This is a genomic window from Streptomyces sp. NPDC012825 (assembly GCF_042900925.1).
Taxonomy (GTDB): Bacteria; Actinomycetota; Actinomycetes; order Streptomycetales; family Streptomycetaceae; genus Streptomyces.
The window spans coordinates 946,918-966,550 of the sequence record NZ_JBIBBZ010000001.1; the positions used below are offsets into that span (position 1 = coordinate 946,918).

A 19,633-nucleotide genomic window follows, 5' to 3' on the forward strand; every position below is an offset into this window, starting at 1 on the left:
GTTCCGATGGAACCGCTCGTGCACGTGACCGCCGACGATCCGCGCTTCGGCGCGGTGGCCATCGCACTCGACCACGCGGCCGGGACACTGACCGTGAGCGGCGGCGGACTGCCCACGGTCGAGGTGCGCCGTGCCCCCGGAACGCCCCCGGAGAGCCACATGCCGATCGGCACCCGCGACCCCGAGCGGCTCACCCTGACCGTCGACGGCGCCGAGGAGACCCTGCGCCCCGCCAAGGGGTTCCTGACCCGGCGCTCGTACCGGGTGGAGGCCGTCTCCGCGACGCGGGGGCACACGTACCTGCTGGTGCCGGACTCCCTCGGCACCAGCGGACTGCTGCGGGACGGCCGGCGGCTCGGCGTCTTCACGTCGTCCGGCGACGGGCACGTGTCGGCCGACTGGGACACGGCGGACTGGGACACGGCGGACGCCTCCGGCCCCTCCCCGGAGCCGTACGACGCGTCCCTGGGCTACGCCCTGGCCGCCGCCTTCGGCACGGGCGCCGAACCGATGTGGAGACTCACCCTGGACGCCGTCCTCGACCTGTGGCCGTGACCACGGTCGCGGAGGACCCGTGCGGACGGGTCTGCCCGCGCTGACGAACCGGGCCGCCGGGACGGAGCGAGCCCGGTGTCCACCAGCGACACCGACGGCACCGGCCGCCCGGCACCGCGCACGGCGATGGGCGTACGGCGGCCGGGACACCGTGGTGTGTGTCACTGTCCGCACGGCACGCGCGCCCGTACGGCGCGAAAGCGCGCGGGCGCGGTGGTGCCGGACGGGGAACGGGCTCGGTACGGAGGGAGGGGGCCCGTACCAGCGAAGAGACGCGTCGCCGCCCGCCCGGGCCGGCGGCGGCCGGGCCGACGACCGGGGCCGGACGGGGCGACGGCCGGTGGACCGGCCCCCCGGATCGACCCAGGAGCCGTAGGTGTCGCTTGGGATATATTCGCCGACCAGCACCAGAGTCGGTGTGCCGGTAGGGGAGAGAGCGTCGCGTGCAGGTCGTAGATGTAGCCCAAAGGACGTCGGCGGCTCCCGGACCGCCCAACGTTCCCGCGTCACCCGGCGCCCCCGCGTCGGGGGCCGCGCCCAAGGGCGCGGGGATGCGGCTGGACATCCAGGGCCTCCGCGCCGTCGCGGTGGGCCTCGTGGTGCTGTCGCACGCGGGCGTCGACCGGCTGGCCGGCGGCTACGTCGGTGTGGACGTGTTCTTCGTCATCTCCGGCTTCCTGATCACCTCGCTGATGCTTCGCGAGGTCGAGTCGACCGGCCGAATATCACTGCGGCGGTTCTACGCCCGGCGGGCCCTGCGCCTGCTTCCGGCGTCCACCGTGGTGGTCCTGGCCACCCTGGCCGGCGCCTGGCTCTGCCTCGGACCGCTGCGATTCGTCGAGTACACCGAGGACGCCTTCGCGAGCGCCCTCTACTTCGTGAACCTGCACCTGGCGGACGCCGGGACCCAGTACCTCAACGCCGACGCCCCGCCCTCCCCGTTCCAGCACTTCTGGTCGCTGGCCGTGGAGGAGCAGTTCTACCTGGTGTGGCCGGTGCTGATGCTCCTGGTCGTGCGCTGGCTGGCACGCCGCCGGCTGGCCCTCGCCGTCCTGCTCGCCGCCGTCTGCGCAGGATCGTTCCTCCTCAATCTGGACTGGATCGAGACGTCCTCCTCCTGGGCGTACTTCGGATCCCCCGCCCGTGCGTGGGAGCTCGGGGCCGGCGCCCTGCTCGCGCTGGCGGCCAACCGGATCGCCCGACTGCCCGGCCCGGTGGCGGCGCTGCTCGGATGGACGGGCCTGGCGGCGATCGCGTACGCGGCGCTGGCCTTCGACGAGTCCACGCCCTTCCCCGGCTGGTACGCCGTGGTGCCGGTGTTCGGCGCGGTGGCCGTACTGGCGGCGGGCATGAAGGACGGCGGACCGCGGTACGGCGCCGTCGCGCTGCTGGGCCTGAGGCCCGCGGTGTGGATCGGAGGGCTCTCGTACAGCTGGTACCTCTGGCACTGGCCGCTCATCGTGATCCTGCCCGCGGAGCTCGGTGAGGACCGGATCCTGGTCAAGATCCTCGCGGCGGTCCTCGCGCTGAACCTGGCCTGGCTGACCCTGAGGTTCGTGGAGGACCCGGTCCGGTTCCACCGCGCCTTCAAGGGCCCGTCGTGGCGGGGCCTGTCGCTCGGGCTCGCGCTGTCGGTGGGATCGGCGGTGATCGCCCTGCTCGCCGCCCAGATCCCGCTGAAGATCGCCACCGGCCCCGACGGCCCCGACCTGCGGCAGGCGCTCGCCGCGGCGGAGCAGCCGGAGCGGGCGCTGGCCGAACTGCTGGACACCGCGCCCACCGAGCTCCCCGGCAACCTGAACCCGAGGATCGACCAGATCACCGTCGCCCCGGACTCGCCGTTCCTGAACGGCTGTCACGCCTCGCCCGACACGGTGGAACCGAAGACGCCCTGTGAATACGGCGACAAGGACGGCGACCGGCTGGTCGTCCTCTTCGGCGACTCGCACATGACGCAGTGGCTCCCCGCCATGCAGGCGCTGGCCGACAAGTACCACTGGCGGCTCGCGTCCCTCACCAAGGCGCACTGCAAGCCGGGCAAGGTCACCACGGTCCACGTCGGCCGCGGCGGTCCGTACGAACAGTGCAACCAGTGGCGTGCCAAGGCCGTCGAGTACATCGCCTCCCTCGAGCCCGACCTGGTCCTCACGTCCTTCGCGGTGCACAACCCGCTGTACGACACCAAGCTGGACCAGCGGACCGAGTGGACCCGCGGGCTCGTCGAGGGCTACGAGGACCTGCGGAAGAGCGGCACGCGCGTGGCGGCGCTGACGGACGTCCCGTACCTGGCGCAGCACGCCCTCGACTGCGCCATCGGCCACCCGCTCGACCTCCCGGCCTGCGAGCGCACCACCAAGGACGCGGACCCCGCCCCGCTCGTCACCCAGGCCGTCCGGGACGCCGGGAAGAAGACCGGCGTCGACGTCATCGAGACACGCCCCTGGCTCTGCTCCTCGAACGGGAAGTGCCCCCTGGTGGTGGGCGACACCCTGGTCTACCGCGACCGGCACCACATCTCCGAGGGCTTCGCCCTCAAACTCGCCCCGGTCCTCGAACGAACCCTGGCCGACCACTACGGACCGGAACTGGGCCTGAACGACTGACCCGAAACCGGCGACCGCACGACAGCCGGGCCGGCCTTCGGGCCGGCCCGGTGGCATGTCGTCGCCGGGAACCCCTCGAAGCGCCTGTTTCAACGGAAACACGAAGCCTTCGACATCGCGGACCGCTGCGTCCCGGCCGGCAACGGCGTGGAGGTACTGCTGAGCCGGTACGCGAAGTGCCTCGACGACCGCCGGGCTCTTACCAACAGGCGCATCGACGTACTCCTGAACAAGTACGACCGAGTGTCCGTCACATTTTCCGTGAGCGTCCCACAGATGTCCCGCGCGGGCCGGTTTCGAGAGGTCTGGAACGCCTCGCCCGGTAGGCGGGTTGAGGTGGAAGCGCAGGTCGCAGGCGTTTCGATGAGCGAAAGCCGTGAAGTGCAACGGCCACACGGGCCGTGTGCGTTCCGGCATCGAAAAAGAAGCCTCTGACCTGCATTTCTTCAGGTCAGAGGCTTCTCTGGCACTTCTCGCGAAGTGCCCCCGGCAGGATTCGAACCTGCGCACACGGCTCCGGAGGCCGTTGCTCTATCCCCTGAGCTACGGGGGCGTCCGCCGTGTTCGGCGGCGACGGGTAGAACCCTACCAGCTCCCGGGGCGTGCCTGTGAACAGGTATTTCCGGGGTGTCACCGGGGGTCGTGTCCCCCGCACGGGTCAGAAGTGGGTAAAAGCCGGACGCGGTCGTCGGGGGCGGCCTACTCTCGTTCGTGTGTCAGGCGCGTCCGGCCGGGTGCTCGTTGTCGACGACAACAAGGTGATCCGGCAGTTGATCAGGGTCAATCTCGAACTCGAGGGGTTCGAGGTCGTGACCGCGGCCGATGGTGCCGAGTGTCTGGATGTCGTGCATCGGGTTCGGCCCGATGTCGTCACCCTCGACGTCGTCATGCCCCGTCTCGACGGGATCAGGACGGCCGAGCGGCTGCGGGCCGACCCGCGGACCCGCGATCTGCCGGTGGCCATCATCAGCGCCTGCGGCGAGGTCGCCGACGGGGCCGTCCCCGGGGTCGACGCCTTCCTCGCCAAGCCCTTCGAACCCGCCGAGCTCGTCCGTGTCGTACGGCAGCTGATGCGCCGCGAGCGGCGGGAGCGTCCCGACGCGGCCGGGCCGGACACCGGAGAGGAACCGGCCGCGGTCCGCGGGGCGAAGCCGGTCGCCGTGGCCGACGCGCCCCAGGACGGGTTCCGTGAGAGGGCCCCGGAGGGGGACTGGGACGGCGCCCGCGACAGCCTTCGTGACGGTGCCCGCGACGGTCTTCTCGGTGGTGCCGTCGAAGGGCTCGGCGAGCCCCTTTCCGACTGATTCCCCACCCCGGGACACGGCGCGCGACCGTACCCCGTTGCCCGCATGGCGAAACCGGTTCGCGTCGGTACCCCCCTCCTCCCCTACGCTTGTCCCGTGACCCCCGCGGACCTCTCCCTCACCGTGCTGCACGCCGTGCGCCGCGCGGTCGACGACGGTGCTCTGCGGGTCGACGTGCCTTCCCGGGCGAAGGTCGAGCGGGCCCGGCCCGGAGGAGCGGGGGAGTACGCCAGCAACATCGCCCTCGCCCTCGCCCGGCCCGCCGGGCGCAGCGCCCTCGACGTCGCCGGGATCCTCGAAGAGCGGCTCCGCGGCGTTCCCGGGCTCCGGGCCGTCGAGATCACCGGGCCCGGGTTCCTGAACTTCACCCTGCGGGGCGACGGCGACGCCGATCTCGTACGGGAGATCCTGGCCGCCGGGACGTCGTACGGGCACGGTGCCGCCCTCGCCGGGACCGTCGTCCGTCTCGCCGGGAGCGACGAGCCCCGTGCCGTCGTCGTGGTCGAGACCCTCGGCCGGCTGCTGCGTTCCCAGGGCGCCGACGTCGAGGTCGGCGCGGACGGGGGCGAGCGGGTTCACGTGCATCCCGGGATGTGCGATCCCGGCGGCGACGCCGTCCGGTGGGCCTTCCTGCGGGCCGCCCCCCACGACCGGCCCCTCGACCCCGCCCTCTTCCTCGTCCCGCACGAGCGCAACCCGCTCTTCCGCGTCCGGTACGCGTACTCCCGCACCCGCCGGCTGCTCGTCAACGCACGGCAGCTCGGGTTCTCCCCCGAACAGGGGGAGTGCGACGACCCCCTACTCCCCGCGCTCCTCCGCGACCACCCCCTCGCGCTCCTCTCCGCCGCCCGCCACCGCGCCCCCGACCGGGTCGCCCGGCACCTCGAAGCCGTTGCCGACGCCTTGCTCGCGTTCCAGCACACCGTCCTGCCCCTCGGCGACGAGAAACCCTCGGCCGCCCACCGCTCCCGGCTCGCGCTCGCCGAAGCCGCCGGGACGGTGCTCGCCGGTGGCCTCTCCGTGCTCGGCATCAGCGCACCCGATCGGATCTGAAAGAGCAGACGCAGACATGAGCCGTTCCGCCCACCCCGCAGGGCCCCGCCACGCCGACGTCCTCCCCGAGGGCCACTACTCCGCCCCGCCCGCCGACCTCAACGCCCTCGACCCCAAGGTGTGGTCCCGGACCGTCGGGAGGGACGAGCGCGGGGTCGCCACCGTCGGCGGGATCAGCGTGACCGACCTCGCCGAGGAGTTCGGCACCCCCGCCTACTTCCTCGACGAGACCGACTTCCGTACCCGCTGCCGCGCCTGGGCCGAGGCCTTCGGGCCGGACGCCGACGTCTTCTACGCCGGAAAGGCCTTCCTCTCCCGTGCCGTCGTGCGCTGGCTCGAGGAGGAGGGGCTCAACCTCGACGTGTGCTCCGGCGGCGAGCTCACCACCGCCCTCTCCGCCGGCATGCCCGCCGAGCGCATCGCCTTCCACGGCAACAACAAGAGCGAGGAGGAGATCGAGAAGGCCGTGCGCGCCGGCGTCGGGCGGATCGTGCTCGACTCCTTCCAGGAGATCGTCCGCGTCGCGCACGTCGCGCAGTCCCTCGGCAAGCGCCAGCGCGTGCAGATCCGCGTCACCGTCGGCGTCGAGGCCCACACCCACGAGTTCATCGCCACCGCCCACGAGGACCAGAAGTTCGGCATCGCCCTCGCCGGCGGGCAGGCCGCCGAGGCCGTGCGCCGGGCGCTGAAGCTCGACGGGCTCGAACTCGTCGGCGTCCACTCGCACATCGGCTCGCAGATCTTCGACATGGCCGGCTTCGAGGTCTCCGCCCGCCGCGTCGTCCAGCTCCTCACCGAGGTGCGCGACGAGCACGGCGTCGAGCTGCCCGAGATCGACCTCGGCGGCGGCCTCGGCATCGCGTACACCTCCGAGGACGACCCGCGCGAGCCGCACGAGATCGCCAAGGCGCTCCACGAGATCGTGGGGAGGGAGTGCGAGGCCGCCGGGCTGCGGACCCCCCGCATCTCCGTCGAGCCCGGGCGGGCCATCGTCGGCCCCACCGCCTTCACCCTCTACCGGGTCGGCACGATCAAGCCGCTCGACGGGCTGCGGACGTACGTGAGCGTCGACGGCGGCATGTCGGACAACATCCGCACCGCCCTGTACGACGCCGAGTACAGCGTCGCCCTCGTCTCCCGGACCAGCGACGCCGAGCCGATGCTCTCCCGCGTCGTCGGCAAGCACTGCGAGAGCGGCGACATCGTCGTACGGGACGCCTTCCTGCCCTCCGACCTGGCGCCCGGCGACCTCCTCGCCGTGCCGGCCACCGGCGCGTACTGCCGCTCCATGGCCAGCAACTACAACCACGCGCTCCGCCCGCCCGTCGTCGCCGTCCGCGACGGCGAGGCGCGTGTCATCGTCCGCCGCGAGACGGAGGAAGATCTCCTGCGTCTGGACGTCGGGTGATGAAATAGTCGGGTGATGGAATCGATGTCTCACGATCCGGACGAGGGGCGGAAACCCCCGTCCGGTGAGTGAGACTGGTCCTCACCGTAGGGACCGTAGAGATACGAACGTAGAAATACGAAGTAGTACGAGAAACGAGGTCGGATGATGCGTACGCGTCCGCTGAAGGTGGCGCTGCTGGGCTGTGGAGTGGTCGGCTCAGAGGTGGCGCGCATCATGACGACGCACGCCGACGACCTCGCCGCGCGCATCGGCGCCCCGGTCGAGCTCGCCGGCGTGGCGGTCCGCCGGCCCGACAAGGTCCGCGAGGGCATCGCCCCGGAGCTGATCACCACCGACGCCACCGCCCTGGTCGAACGGGGTGACATCGACGTGGTCGTCGAGGTCATCGGCGGCGTCGAGCCGGCCCGCACCCTCATCACCACCGCCTTCGAGCACGGCTCCTCCGTCGTCTCCGCCAACAAGGCGCTGCTCGCCCAGGACGGCGCGGCCCTCTACGAGGCCGCCGGGCGGCACGGCCAGGACCTGTACTACGAGGCGGCCGTCGCCGGCGCCATCCCGCTGATCCGCCCGCTGCGCGAGTCCCTCGCCGGCGACAAGATCAACCGGGTGATGGGCATCGTCAACGGCACGACGAACTTCATCCTCGACAAGATGGACACCTCCGGCGCCGGCTACTCCGAGGCGCTCGACGAGGCCACCGCCCTCGGGTACGCCGAGGCCGACCCGACCGCCGACGTCGAGGGCTTCGACGCCGCCGCCAAGGCCGCCATCCTCGCCGGGATCGCCTTCCACACGCGCGTGCGCCTCGACGACGTCTACCGCGAGGGCATGACCGAGGTCACCGCCGCCGACTTCGCCTCCGCCAAGGAGATGGGCTGCACCATCAAGCTGCTCGCCATCTGCGAGCGGGCCGCCGACGGCGGGTCCGTCACCGCGCGCGTGCACCCCGCGATGATCCCGCTCAGCCACCCGCTGGCCTCCGTCCGCGAGGCGTACAACGCGGTCTTCGTCGAGGCGGAGGCCGCCGGGCGGCTCATGTTCTACGGCCCCGGCGCCGGCGGTTCGCCGACCGCCTCGGCCGTGCTCGGCGACCTCGTCGCCGTGTGCCGCAACAAGCTCAACGAGGCCAACGGCCCCGGGGAGTCCGCGTACACCCAGCTGCCCGTCAGCTCCATGGGCGAGGTCGTCACGCGGTACCACATCAGTCTCGACGTGGCCGACAAACCGGGCGTCCTCGCCCAGGTCGCGACGGTCTTCGCCGAGCACGGCGTATCCATCGACACGGTGCGCCAGCACGGTCGACAGGACGGAGACGGCGAGGCCTCCCTCGTCGTCGTCACCCACCGCGCGCCCGACGCCGCCCTCTCCGGGACCGTCGAGGCGCTGCGCAAGCTCGACACCGTGCGCGGTGTCGCCAGCATCATGCGTGTTGAAGGGGAGTAAGGACCCATGACCAGCAAGGGCACCCACCAGTGGCGCGGCATCATCGAGGAGTACCGGGACCGCCTTCCGGTCACGGACGCGACGCCGGTCGTCACGCTCCGTGAGGGCGGTACGCCGCTCGTTCCGGCTCAGGTCCTCTCCGAGCGCACGGGCTGCGAGGTGCACCTCAAGGTCGAGGGCGCCAACCCCACCGGCTCCTTCAAGGACCGGGGCATGACCATGGCCATCACCCGGGCCAAGGAGGAGGGCGCGCAGGCCGTCATCTGCGCCTCCACCGGCAACACCTCCGCCTCCGCCGCCGCCTACGCGGTGCGCGCCGGCATGGTGTCCGCCGTCCTCGTGCCCCAGGGCAAGATCGCGCTCGGCAAGATGGGCCAGGCCCTCGTGCACGGCGCGAAGATCCTCCAGGTCGACGGCAACTTCGACGACTGCCTCACCCTGGCCCGCTCCCTCTCCGAGAACTACCCGGTGGCGCTGGTCAATTCGGTCAACCCGGTCCGCATCGAGGGCCAGAAGACCGCCGCGTTCGAGATCGTGGACATGCTGGGCGACGCCCCCGACATCCACGTCCTGCCGGTCGGCAACGCGGGCAACATCACCGCGTACTGGAAGGGGTACCGCGAGTACGCCGAGGACGGCCTCGCCACCCGCCGCCCCCGCATGTGGGGCTTCCAGGCCTCCGGTTCCGCCCCGCTCGTGCGCGGCGAGGTCGTCAAGGACCCGTCGACGATCGCCACCGCGATCCGCATCGGCAACCCGGCCTCGTGGGACTACGCGATCGCCGCGCGCGACGACTCGGGCGGCTTCATCGACGAGGTGACGGACCGTGAGATCCTGCGCGCCTACCGCCTGTTGGCCGCGCAGGAGGGCGTCTTCGTCGAGCCCGCCTCGGCCGCCTCGGTCGCCGGTCTGCTGAAGGCCGCCGAGCAGGGCAAGGTCGACCCCGGTCAGCGGATCGTCTGCACCGTCACCGGCAACGGCCTCAAGGACCCCGACTGGGCCGTCGCCGGCGCGCCGCAGCCGGTCACCGTCCCGGTCGACGCCGCGGCCGCCGCCGAGCGCCTCGGCCTGGCCTGATCCCCCTGCCTCCCGTACGGGGGCGTCTCCTTCGCCGGAGCGTCCCCCGTACGGGAAGGCGCGCTGATCGAAACCCGATCAGGAACGCACAGAGGGGCACAGGTTGGCCCGCGACACGCATCGTGCGCCTCCTGTGCGCCCTATGTCGCCGCAGAACCTTCCTTCGATAGGCTGTACCGACCCGCCCCGACGCATATGCGCGGTGTTGTTGCCGTTGTCGCCCCCCGTGGCCGAAACGGCCCGCCGGGTCCCGGCGTACTTCTCTTGAAATACCCGTTGAAATACCCGTTGTCGCAATCAAGGAGAGTCATCGAGCGATGGCCGGTCCAGCGTTCCGCGCCGCCGCCGTACGGGTGCGCGTCCCCGCCACCAGCGCCAACCTCGGCCCGGGCTTCGACGCCTTCGGCCTGTCGCTGGGGCTCTACGACGACGTGGTCGTCCGGGTCGCCGACTCCGGGCTGCACGTCGACATCGCCGGAGAGGGCGCCGAGACGCTCCCGCGCGACGAGAGCCACCTGCTCGTACGCTCCCTGCGCACGGCCTTCGACCTGCTCGGCGGGCAGCCGCGCGGCCTGGAGGTCGTCTGTGCCAACCGCATCCCGCACGGACGCGGCCTCGGCTCCTCCTCCGCCGCCATCTGCGCCGGCATCGTCGCCGCCCGCGCCGTGACCATAGGCGGTGACGCGAAGCTCGACGAGGCCGCCCTCCTGGAGCTGGCCACCGAGATCGAGGGCCACCCCGACAACGTCGCCGCCTGTCTCCTCGGCGGATTCACCCTCGCCTGGACCGAGTCCGGCGCCGCGCGGGCCATCAGGATGGACCCCTCCGATTCCATCGTTCCGGTGGTTTTCGTCCCCGGGAAGCCCGTACTGACCGAGACCGCCCGCGGCCTCCTGCCGCGCACCGTCCCGCACGTGGACGCCGCCGCCAACGCCGGCCGCGCCGCCCTCCTCGTCGAGGCCCTCACCCGCCGCCCCGAACTGCTGCTCGCGGCCACCGAGGACCGGCTGCACCAGGAGTACCGCGCCCCCGCGATGCCCGAGAGCGTCGCCCTGGTGCACCGGCTGCGCGCGGACGGCGTCCCCGCGGTCGTCTCCGGCGCGGGCCCCACGGTGCTCGCCCTCGCGGAGCGGGGGACCGCCGACAAGGTCGCCCTGCTCGCGGGCGAGGGATGGGCCGCGAACCGGCTCGACCTCGACGCGTCCGGCGCGTGCGTCCTGCCGCTGGCGCCCTAGGTGACCGGGCCGGGGCGCCGGGCGGCGCCCCGGACGGGAGATTGCCGGTGAGGGAGAGGGGGAATGTTTGTTGGAGCCGGTAGTGTTAATCTCAAGTCTGCACCCGACCTCTTTGTGGAGCGGTGCGGAGTGTCCCCTCAGGGACCACCCATTCTTCCGGGAGCCTCCCCAACTGCCTGAGCAGCCCGCCTGAGCAGTTTCGAGCACGCTCCGGAACCGGCACGACACCCCTCGCTCTTCTCCGTGAGGGCCGAGCAGGGGGCCTCGGGCCGGACCCACAGCACGTTCCTCTCTTCCGCCGCACCCGGCGGGACCACCGCCCCGGACTCGGTCCACACACCAGGACCCTGCCGGACAGCACAACCGGTCGCCGAGCCAGATGGCCGACGTCCGCTCCAGGGAAGGACCCTTCGTGAGCGACACCACCGATCTGATGGGCGTGACTGCCGACAACAGTGTCGACAACGCCGCGCCCGCCGCAGGTGCTGCCACCGGCGGCACCGCACGGCGCCGCCGCTCCGGCACCGGCCTCGAGGGCATGGTCCTGGCCGAGCTGCAGCAGGTCGCGTCCGGCCTCGGCATCAGGGGCACCGCGCGCATGCGCAAGAGCCAGCTGATCGAGGTCATCAAGGAGGCGCAGGCCGGCGGGGGCTCCGCCGCCCCGGCCAAGACCGCCGACGCCGCCGAGACCAAGCCGAAGCGCCGCGCCACCTCCAAGGCCCGTACGGGCGAGACCGCCGTCGAGTCGGCCGTCGAGGCCGCCGCCAAGGCGGAGCCGGTCGAGAAGATCGCCGGCCAGCAGCAGATCGACATCCCGGGCCAGCCCTCGCCCAAGACCCCGTCGGAGCAGGGCGCCGGCGACGACCAGCCGGCCGGTGAGCGCCGCCGTCGCCGCGCCACCGCCCCCGCCGGTTCGCCGGACGCCGCGACCGCGGGCGAGACCGCGCAGGCCGTCAGGACCGAGGCCCGTACGGAAGCCCGTACCGAGGCCCGCGAGGGCAGGGCCGAGGCGCAGACCGACACCCGGACCGACGGCGCCGCCGACGGCGCCGAGGGCCGCGGCCGCCGGGACCGCGGTGACCGCCGCGACCGCCGGGACCGCCAGCGCGACCGCAAGGGCGACGACCAGCAGGGCGGCGGCGGCCAGGGCGGCCAGCGCAAGGACCGTCAGGACCGCCAGGAGCGCCAGGGTCAGGGCCAGGGCGGCGGCCAGGGCCAGCAGGGCGGCCAGCAGGCCGGTCCGCAGGACGACTACGACGACGAGGGCGGCCGCCGGGGCCGTCGCGGCCGCTACCGCGACCGCCGCGGGCGCCGCGGCCGCGACGACTTCCAGGCCGGCGAGCCGCAGGTCGCGGACGACGACGTCCTGATCCCCGTCGCGGGCATCCTCGACATCCTCGACAACTACGCGTTCATCCGGACCTCCGGCTACCTGCCCGGCCCGAACGACGTGTACGTCTCCCTCGCCCAGGTCCGCAAGAACGGCCTGCGCAAGGGCGACCACGTCACCGGTGCCGTGCGCCAGCCGAAGGAGGGCGAGCGCCGCGAGAAGTTCAACGCGCTGGTCCGTCTGGACTCCGCGAACGGCATGGCCGCCGACTCCGGCCGCGGCCGCCCGGAGTTCAACAAGCTGACCCCGCTCTACCCGCAGGACCGGCTCCGCCTGGAGACCGACCCGGGCGTGCTGACCACGCGGATCATCGACCTCGTCGCACCGATCGGCAAGGGCCAGCGCGGTCTGATCGTGGCCCCGCCGAAGACCGGCAAGACCATGATCATGCAGGCCATCGCCAACGCGATCACGGTCAACAACCCCGAGTGCCACCTGATGGTCGTCCTGGTCGACGAGCGTCCGGAAGAGGTCACCGACATGCAGCGGTCGGTCAAGGGCGAGGTCATCTCCTCGACCTTCGACCGTCCGGCCGAGGACCACACCACCGTCGCCGAGCTGGCCATCGAGCGCGCCAAGCGCCTCGTGGAGCTGGGGCACGACGTGGTCGTCCTGCTCGACTCGATCACCCGTCTGGGCCGCGCGTACAACCTCGCCGCCCCGGCCTCCGGCCGCATCCTGTCCGGTGGTGTCGACTCGACCGCGCTCTACCCGCCGAAGCGCTTCTTCGGCGCCGCGCGCAACATCGAGGACGGCGGCTCGCTGACCATCCTGGCCACCGCGCTGGTCGACACCGGCTCGCGCATGGACGAGGTGATCTTCGAGGAGTTCAAGGGCACCGGCAACATGGAGCTCAAGCTCGACCGGAAGCTCGCCGACAAGCGCATCTTCCCGGCCGTCGACGTCGACGCCTCGGGCACGCGCAAGGAGGAGATCCTCCTCGGCAGCGACGAGCTCGCCGTCACCTGGAAGCTGCGCCGCGTGCTGCACGCGCTCGACCAGCAGCAGGCGATCGAGCTGCTCCTCGACAAGATGAAGCAGACGAAGTCGAACGGCGAGTTCCTCCTCCAGATCCAGAAGACCACCCCCGGAGCGAACAACAACGACTGACGCGGTCCGCGAGACCCACGTCACACGGCGGGGACGGACCCCGGTCCGTCCCCGCCGTGACCTGCGCCGACCACCGCGCCCACCGTGTCCGCACGGTGGGCGCGTCGTCTTTTCCCATCCGAAGCCCGCGGATCCGCGCGCAACCCTTTCGGACGCACCGCCGTCACAGAAGGTGAATCCAGGGCCGAAGGACGGGCGATGACCGAGCAGACGAACAGCGGCCGACGCCGCAAGGTGACGTTCCTCCTCACGGGGACCCTCGTGGTCCTCCTCCTCGGCGGGGCCGGAGCCGGCTACGCCTCCTACCTGAAACTCGACCACAACATCCAGGGCGTCGACATCAACGCCCAGCTCGGCCCCCAGCGCCCCGCCGACGTCGACGACGGCTCCCTGGACATCCTCGTCCTCGGCTCCGACTCGCGCTCCGGCGACAACGGCGCCTACGGCAAGGACGAGGGCGGCGCCCGCTCCGACACCGCGATGGTCGTCCACGTCCACCAGGGCCACAAGAAGGCGAGCGTCGTCTCCATACCCCGCGACACCCTCGTCACGAGACCGGACTGCACCGACGCCCACGGCGCCGACGTCCCCGGCCGGCGCCGCGCCATGTTCAACACGGCGTACGAGGCCGGCGGCCCCGCCTGCGCCGTGAAGACCGTCGAGACGCTGTCCGGCATCCGCATGGACCACTACGTCGAGGTCGACTTCACCGGCTTCAAGAAGCTCATAGACGAGCTCGGCGGCGTCGAGATCACCACCACCGCGCCCATCCGGGACGGCAAGAGCCACCTCGACCTCGCGCCGGGCACCCACACCCTCGACGGCGAGCAGTCCCTCGGCCTCGTCCGCACCCGCAAGAGCGTCGGCGACGGCAGCGACCTCGGCCGCATCCAGCTCCAGCAGGCCTTCATGAAGGCCTTCGTCGAGCAGGTCGGGGACGTCGGGGTCCTGAGCGACCCCTCGAAGCTCCTGGGCCTCGCCGACGCCGCCACCAAGGCCATCACCCCCGACTCCGAACTCGACTCGGTCCAGGAGCTGATGGGCTTCGCCGGAGGCCTCTCCGGCATCGAGGCCCGGAACGTCCACATGGTCACCCTGCCCGTCGCGTACGACCGGATCGACCCCAACCGGGTCGTCCCCCTGGAGAAGCAGTCCGGGCAGGTCTGGGAGGCCCTCAAAGACGACCTGCCCGTCCCCGCCTCCGCGACGAAGGACACGGCCACCGGGGCGGCCGGCGGCATCGTGGGGTAGGCCGGGAATACCTCGGGCCCGACCCCGGTTTGGGAGATGCGGCCGGTCCTGGCAGACTGGTACGTCGGCCCCGGTTCACGCATGCCGCAACCCGCGGTAGCGACCCGGTGCCCTCCCGAACATAGGAGACACCTTGAAGCGCGAGATCCACCCCGAGTACGTCGAGACCCAGGTCAGCTGCACCTGTGGCGCGTCGTTCACCACCCGCAGCACCCTCGCCGACGGCACCATCCGTGCCGAGGTCTGCTCCGAGTGCCACCCGTTCTACACGGGCAAGCAGAAGATCCTCGACACCGGCGGCCGCGTCGCCCGCTTCGAGGCCCGCTTCGGCAAGGCCGCCGGCTCCGCCAGCAAGTAGCGAGCCCCTGCGCCGGTCCACGGTCGCCCCGCGCGGGTGGCCGGGACCGGCGCTTTGGCGTCCCCGTAGCAACTGACGAAAACCAGGAGCCCCCGATGTTCGAGGCGGTCGAGGAACTGGTCGGCGAGCACGCCGACCTCGAGAAGAAGCTGGCGGACCCCTCGGTCCACGCCGACCAGGCGAACGCGCGCAGGCTGAACAAGCGCTACGCCGAGCTGACCCCGATCGTCGGCACCTACCGCTCCTGGAAGCAGACCGGTGACGACATCGAGACCGCCCGCGAGCTGGCGCACGACGACCCCGACTTCGCCGCCGAGGTCAAGCAGCTGGAGAAGGACCGGGAGGAGCTGACCGACAGGCTCCGCCTGCTCCTCGTCCCGCGCGACCCCAGCGACGACAAGGACGTCATCCTGGAGATCAAGGCCGGCGCCGGCGGCGACGAGTCCGCGCTCTTCGCCGGCGACCTGCTCCGCATGTACCTCCGGTACGCCGAGCGCGTCGGCTGGAAGACCGAGATCATCGACGCCACCGAGTCCGAGCTGGGCGGCTACAAGGACGTCCAGGTCGCCGTGAAGACCAAGGGCGGCAACGGCGCCACCGAGCCCGGCCAGGGCGTCTGGGCCCGCCTCAAGTACGAGGGCGGGGTGCACCGCGTCCAGCGCGTGCCCGCCACCGAGTCCCAGGGCCGCATCCACACCTCCGCCGCCGGCGTGCTCGTCACGCCCGAGGCCGAGGAGGTCGAGGTCGAGGTCCACGCCAACGACCTGCGCATCGACGTCTACCGCTCGTCCGGCCCCGGCGGCCAGTCGGTCAACACCACCGACTCCGCCGTCCGCATCACCCACCTGCCGACCGGCATCGTCGCCTCCTGCCAGAACGAGAAGAGCCAGCTCCAGAACAAGGAGCAGGCCATGCGCATCCTGCGCTCCCGGCTCCTCGCCGCCGCCCAGGAGAAGGCCGAGGCCGAGGCCGCCGACGCCCGCCGCAGCCAGGTCCGCACCGTCGACCGCTCCGAGAAGATCCGGACGTACAACTTCCCGGAGAACCGCCTCTCGGACCACCGCGTCGGCTTCAAGGCGTACAACCTGGACCAGGTGCTCGACGGCGAACTGGACGCGGTGATCCAGGCCTGCGTCGACGCCGACTCGGCGGCGAAGCTCGCCGCGGCGTAAGGCACCCGCAAGGCCGTACGGAGTCCCGGAGCCGCCCGGGACCCCGTGCGGCTTCCCCCAAGCCCCACCCCGCACCACGGAGGACCAGCGTGCAGTCACTTTCTGGGGGGCGACCCCCAGGCCCCCGCAGTCTGCTGCTTGCCGAGGTGGCCCAGGCCACCCAGCGGCTGGCCGACGCCGGCGTCCCCTCCCCGCGCTTCGACGCCGAGGAGCTCGCCGCGTTCGTGCACGGCGTCAAGCGGGGGGAGCTGCACAACGTCAAGGACGCGGACTTCGACGCCCGCTACTGGGAGACGGTCGCCCGCCGCGAGGCCCGCGAACCCCTCCAGCACATCACCGGACGGGCCTTCTTCCGCTACCTGGAGCTCCAGGTGGGCCCCGGCGTCTTCGTGCCGCGCCCCGAGACCGAGTCGGTCGTCGGCTGGGCCATAGACGCCGTGCGCGCCATGGACGTCGTCGAGCCGCTCATCGTCGACCTGTGCACCGGCTCCGGGGCCATCGCCCTCGCCATGGCCCAGGAGGTGCCGCGCTCCCGCGTGCACGCCGTCGAGCTCTCCGACGACGCCCTCGTCTGGACCCGGAAGAACGCCGAGGGCTCCCGCGTCACCGTCCACCGGGGCAACGCGCTGACCGCCCTGCCCGACCTGGACGGCCAGGTCGACCTGGTCATCTCCAACCCGCCGTACATCCCGCTCACCGAGTGGGAGTACGTGGCGCCCGAGGCCCGCGACCACGACCCGGAGATGGCCCTCTTCTCCGGCGAGGACGGCCTCGACACCATCCGCGGCATCGAGCGCACCGCCCACCGCCTGCTCCGCCCCGGCGGCCTCGTCGTCATCGAGCACGCGGACACCCAGGGCGGCCAGGTGCCGTGGATCTTCAACGAGGAGGCCGGCTGGGCGGACGCCGCCGACCACCCCGACCTGAACAACCGGCCGCGCTTCGCGACCGCCCGCAAGGCGATGCCGTGAGCGGCACGACCAGCATGACGAACCACGCGTACGAGGAGGCCGGGAACTGATGGCACGGCGATACGACTGCAACGAGGCGACCGACCGACTGACGGGCCTGCGCGAGGCCGCGTCCGCCGTCCGCCGGGGCGAGCTGGTCGTGCTGCCCACCGACACCGTGTACGGGATCGGGGCGGACGCCTTCAGCAGCGAGGCCGTGGCCGACCTGCTGGCCGCCAAGGGGCGCGGCCGCAACATGCCCACGCCCGTGCTCATCGGCTCCCCGAACACCCTCCACGGCCTGGTCACCGACTTCTCCGAGCAGGCCTGGGAGCTCGTCGACGCCTTCTGGCCCGGCGCGCTCACCCTGGTCGCCCGGCACCAGCCGTCCCTCCAGTGGGACCTCGGCGACACCCGGGGCACCGTCGCCGTCCGGATGCCGCTGCACCCGGTCGCGATCGAGCTGCTCACCGAGGTCGGCCCGATGGCCGTCTCCTCGGCCAACCTCACCGGCCACCCGTCGCCGGAGGACTGCGACGCCGCGCAGAACATGCTCGGCGACTCCGTCTCCGTCTACCTCGACGGCGGCCCGACGCCCGGGAACGTCCCCTCGTCCATCGTCGACGTGACCGGCCCGGTGCCGGTGCTGCTGCGGCAGGGAGCGCTCTCCGCGGAGGAGCTCCGGAAGGTCGTACCCGACCTCGAGGTGGCCAGTTGACCGCCCCTGAGGGGCGTGGCATAGCGGGGCACGACGACAGCGACACCTTCCGCATCCTCCACGTCAGCACCGGCAACGTCTGCCGCTCGCCGATCACCGAGCGGCTGACCCGCCACGCCCTGTGCGACCGGCTCGGGGACCCCCTCGGCGGCGGCCTGATCGTGGAGAGCGCGGGCACCTGGGGCCACGAGGGCGCCCCGATGGAGGCCAACGCGGAACTCGTCCTCGCCGACTTCGGCGCGGACCACACCGGCTTCGTGGGCCGCGAGCTCCTCGACGAGCACGTCATCCGCGCCGACCTCGTCCTGACGGCGACCCGGGACCACCGGGCGCAGGTCATCTCGATGGGCCACTCGGCGGGGCTGCGCACCTTCACCCTGAAGGAGTTCACCCGCCTGGTCCGCGCCATCGACCCGGCCACGCTCCCGGACCCCCGCGACGAGGGCATGGTCGAACGCGCCCGCGCCCTGGTCCGCGCGGCCGCGGCTCTACGCGGGTGGCTCCTGGCCCCGTCCCCGGACGCGGACGAGGTCAACGACCCGTACGGCGCCCCCATCACGTTCTTCCGCTCGATCGGCGACGAGATCAACCAGGCGCTGGACCCGGTGGTGACGGCGCTGACGGGGGTGACGGCGCGGCGCTGACTCCCGGCGGGCGAGGTGGGGGGTGGTTTGTCTACATTGGTGCTGACACCCCTCCACGCCCGGAGTCAGCCATGCCGGTCACCGCGCCCTCCGACGACGCCCTCGACGTCCTGCGCCGGCAGGACCCGGAGGTCGCCGACGTGCTGGTCGGCGAGGAGCGGCGGCAGGCCGACGGTCTCCAGCTGAGCGCGGCGGAGAACTTCACCTCGCCCGCCGTCCTCGCCGCCCTCGGCTCCCGACTCGCCGACAAGTACGCCGAGGGCTACCCCGGCGCCCGGCACCACGGCGGCTGCGAGTACGCCGACGCCGCCGAGCGGATCGCCGTGCAGCGGGCCACCGCGCTCTTCGGAGCCGACCACGCGAACGTCCAGGCCCACTCCGGCTCCTCGGCCGTCCTGGCGGCGTACGCGGCCCTTCTCAGGCCCGGTGACACGGTCCTCGCCATGGGCCTGGAGCACGGCGGGCACCTCACCCACGGTTCGCCCGCCAACTTCTCCGGCCGCTGGTTCGACTTCGTCCCCTACGGCGTCGACGCCGAGACCGGGCTCGTCGACTACGAGCAGGTCGCCGCCCTCGCCCGCCACCACCGCCCCAAGGCGATCGTCTGCGGCTCCATCGCCCACCCCCGCCACCTCGACCACGCCCTCTTCCGCGAGATCGCCGACGAGACCGGCGCCTACCTGATCGCCGACGCGGCCCACGGCATCGGCCTGGTCGCCGGGGGAGCGGCCCCGAGCCCCGTCCCGTACGCCGACGTCGTCTGCGCCACCACCCACAAGGTGCTGCGCGGCCCGCGCGGCGGGATGATCCTGTGCGGGGAGGAACTCGCGGGCCGGATCGACCGGGCGGTGTTCCCGTTCAGCCAGGGCGGCGCCCAGATGCACACGATCGCGGCCAAGGCCGTGGCCTTCGGCGAGGCCGGGACGCCCGCGTTCACCGCGTACGCCCACCGGGTGGTCGAGCACGCCCGGGTGCTGGCCGCCGCCCTCGCCGCCGAGGGCTTCGCGGTGACCACCGGCGGCACCGACACCCACCTCGTCACCGCCGACCCCGCCCCCCTCGGCGTCGACGGGCGCACCGCGCGCGCCCGGCTCGCCGCCGCCGGCATCGTGCTCGACGCCTGCGCCCTGCCGCACGGGGAGGGGCGCGGGATCCGGCTCGGCACGGCCGCCGTCACCACCCAGGGCATGGGCACCCCCGAAATGGCCGGGATCGCCGGTCTGTTCACGGCCGCGCTCCGCGCCGACCCCGGGGAGACGGCCCGGGTACGGGCGGACGTACGCGCGCTGACCGGCCGGTTTCCGCCGTACGCGCACTGAGCGGAACTCCGGCGCAACCGTCCGGACGGCCCGCGTGTCT

General features: G+C 72.4%; 15 protein-coding genes, 1 tRNA gene and 1 pseudogene. 16 read left to right on the plus strand and 1 reads right to left on the minus strand.

Annotated features, from left to right (window positions below; genetic code table 11):
• Positions 1-6: 6 nt before the first annotated feature.
• Complete coding sequence (locus ACFY7E_RS04605; protein ID WP_389480676.1) at positions 7-555, plus strand: hypothetical protein; 549 nt, start codon at positions 7-9, stop codon at positions 553-555.
• A gap of 551 nt (positions 556-1,106) precedes the next feature.
• Positions 1,107-3,158: an acyltransferase family protein gene (locus tag ACFY7E_RS04610; protein WP_389480679.1), complete on the plus strand. Its 2,052-nt coding sequence runs from the start codon at positions 1,107-1,109 to the stop codon at positions 3,156-3,158.
• Between the two features lie 481 nt (positions 3,159-3,639).
• Here ACFY7E_RS04610 and ACFY7E_RS04615 read toward each other — a convergent pair.
• Positions 3,640-3,711: transfer RNA gene (locus ACFY7E_RS04615), tRNA-Arg, on the minus strand.
• 111 nt (positions 3,712-3,822) lie between these two features.
• Here ACFY7E_RS04615 and ACFY7E_RS04620 point away from each other — a divergent pair.
• The 14 genes and pseudogenes from ACFY7E_RS04620 to glyA all read left to right on the plus strand — a co-directional run.
• Positions 3,823-4,240 (plus strand): annotated as a pseudogene (locus ACFY7E_RS04620) (response regulator); the annotation flags it as partial.
• 318 nt (positions 4,241-4,558) lie between these two features.
• The gene (gene nrtL / locus ACFY7E_RS04625) at positions 4,559-5,515 is read left to right on the plus strand and encodes an ArgS-related anticodon-binding protein NrtL (RefSeq protein ID WP_389480682.1); all 957 of its coding nucleotides are present in this window, start codon (positions 4,559-4,561) and stop codon (positions 5,513-5,515) included.
• Between the two features lie 16 nt (positions 5,516-5,531).
• Positions 5,532-6,923 carry a diaminopimelate decarboxylase gene (gene lysA, locus ACFY7E_RS04630; protein ID WP_389480684.1) on the plus strand — a complete coding sequence of 464 codons (1,392 nt, stop codon included), beginning with the start codon at positions 5,532-5,534 and terminating at the stop codon, positions 6,921-6,923.
• A gap of 147 nt (positions 6,924-7,070) precedes the next feature.
• Positions 7,071-8,369 (plus strand): homoserine dehydrogenase, encoded by a 1,299-nt coding sequence (locus tag ACFY7E_RS04635; RefSeq protein WP_389481051.1) that lies wholly within the window; start codon positions 7,071-7,073, stop codon positions 8,367-8,369.
• Positions 8,370-8,375: 6 nt separating this feature from the next.
• A complete protein-coding gene (gene thrC, locus ACFY7E_RS04640) occupies positions 8,376-9,446 on the plus strand; it encodes a threonine synthase (protein WP_389480685.1) in 1,071 nt (356 codons plus the stop codon).
• A 317-nt stretch (positions 9,447-9,763) separates the two neighbouring features.
• Positions 9,764-10,681 (plus strand): homoserine kinase, encoded by a 918-nt coding sequence (thrB, locus tag ACFY7E_RS04645; RefSeq protein ID WP_383440606.1) that lies wholly within the window; start codon positions 9,764-9,766, stop codon positions 10,679-10,681.
• A 412-nt stretch (positions 10,682-11,093) separates the two neighbouring features.
• Positions 11,094-13,181: a transcription termination factor Rho gene (rho, locus tag ACFY7E_RS04650; protein WP_389480690.1), complete on the plus strand. Its 2,088-nt coding sequence runs from the start codon at positions 11,094-11,096 to the stop codon at positions 13,179-13,181.
• A gap of 198 nt (positions 13,182-13,379) precedes the next feature.
• The gene (locus ACFY7E_RS04655) at positions 13,380-14,432 is read left to right on the plus strand and encodes an LCP family protein (RefSeq protein ID WP_389480692.1); all 1,053 of its coding nucleotides are present in this window, start codon (positions 13,380-13,382) and stop codon (positions 14,430-14,432) included.
• 133 nt (positions 14,433-14,565) lie between these two features.
• Positions 14,566-14,790, plus strand: a complete 225-nt coding sequence (gene rpmE / locus ACFY7E_RS04660; protein WP_383440614.1) for a 50S ribosomal protein L31 — start codon at positions 14,566-14,568, stop codon at positions 14,788-14,790.
• A gap of 95 nt (positions 14,791-14,885) precedes the next feature.
• A complete protein-coding gene (gene prfA / locus ACFY7E_RS04665) occupies positions 14,886-15,962 on the plus strand; it encodes a peptide chain release factor 1 (protein WP_389480694.1) in 1,077 nt (358 codons plus the stop codon).
• Between the two features lie 89 nt (positions 15,963-16,051).
• Positions 16,052-16,933, plus strand: a complete 882-nt coding sequence (prmC, locus tag ACFY7E_RS04670) for a peptide chain release factor N(5)-glutamine methyltransferase (RefSeq protein ID WP_389480696.1) — start codon at positions 16,052-16,054, stop codon at positions 16,931-16,933.
• Between the two features lie 49 nt (positions 16,934-16,982).
• The gene (locus tag ACFY7E_RS04675) at positions 16,983-17,630 is read left to right on the plus strand and encodes an L-threonylcarbamoyladenylate synthase (protein WP_053648610.1); all 648 of its coding nucleotides are present in this window, start codon (positions 16,983-16,985) and stop codon (positions 17,628-17,630) included.
• Positions 17,627-18,274, plus strand: coding sequence for a low molecular weight phosphatase family protein (locus ACFY7E_RS04680; protein WP_053648608.1), 648 nt, complete (start codon positions 17,627-17,629; stop codon positions 18,272-18,274). The genes ACFY7E_RS04675 and ACFY7E_RS04680 overlap by 4 nt, the downstream gene beginning before the upstream one ends.
• Before the next feature lie 71 nt (positions 18,275-18,345).
• The gene (gene glyA, locus ACFY7E_RS04685) at positions 18,346-19,593 is read left to right on the plus strand and encodes a serine hydroxymethyltransferase (RefSeq protein WP_389480703.1); all 1,248 of its coding nucleotides are present in this window, start codon (positions 18,346-18,348) and stop codon (positions 19,591-19,593) included.
• Positions 19,594-19,633: the final 40 nt, after the last annotated feature.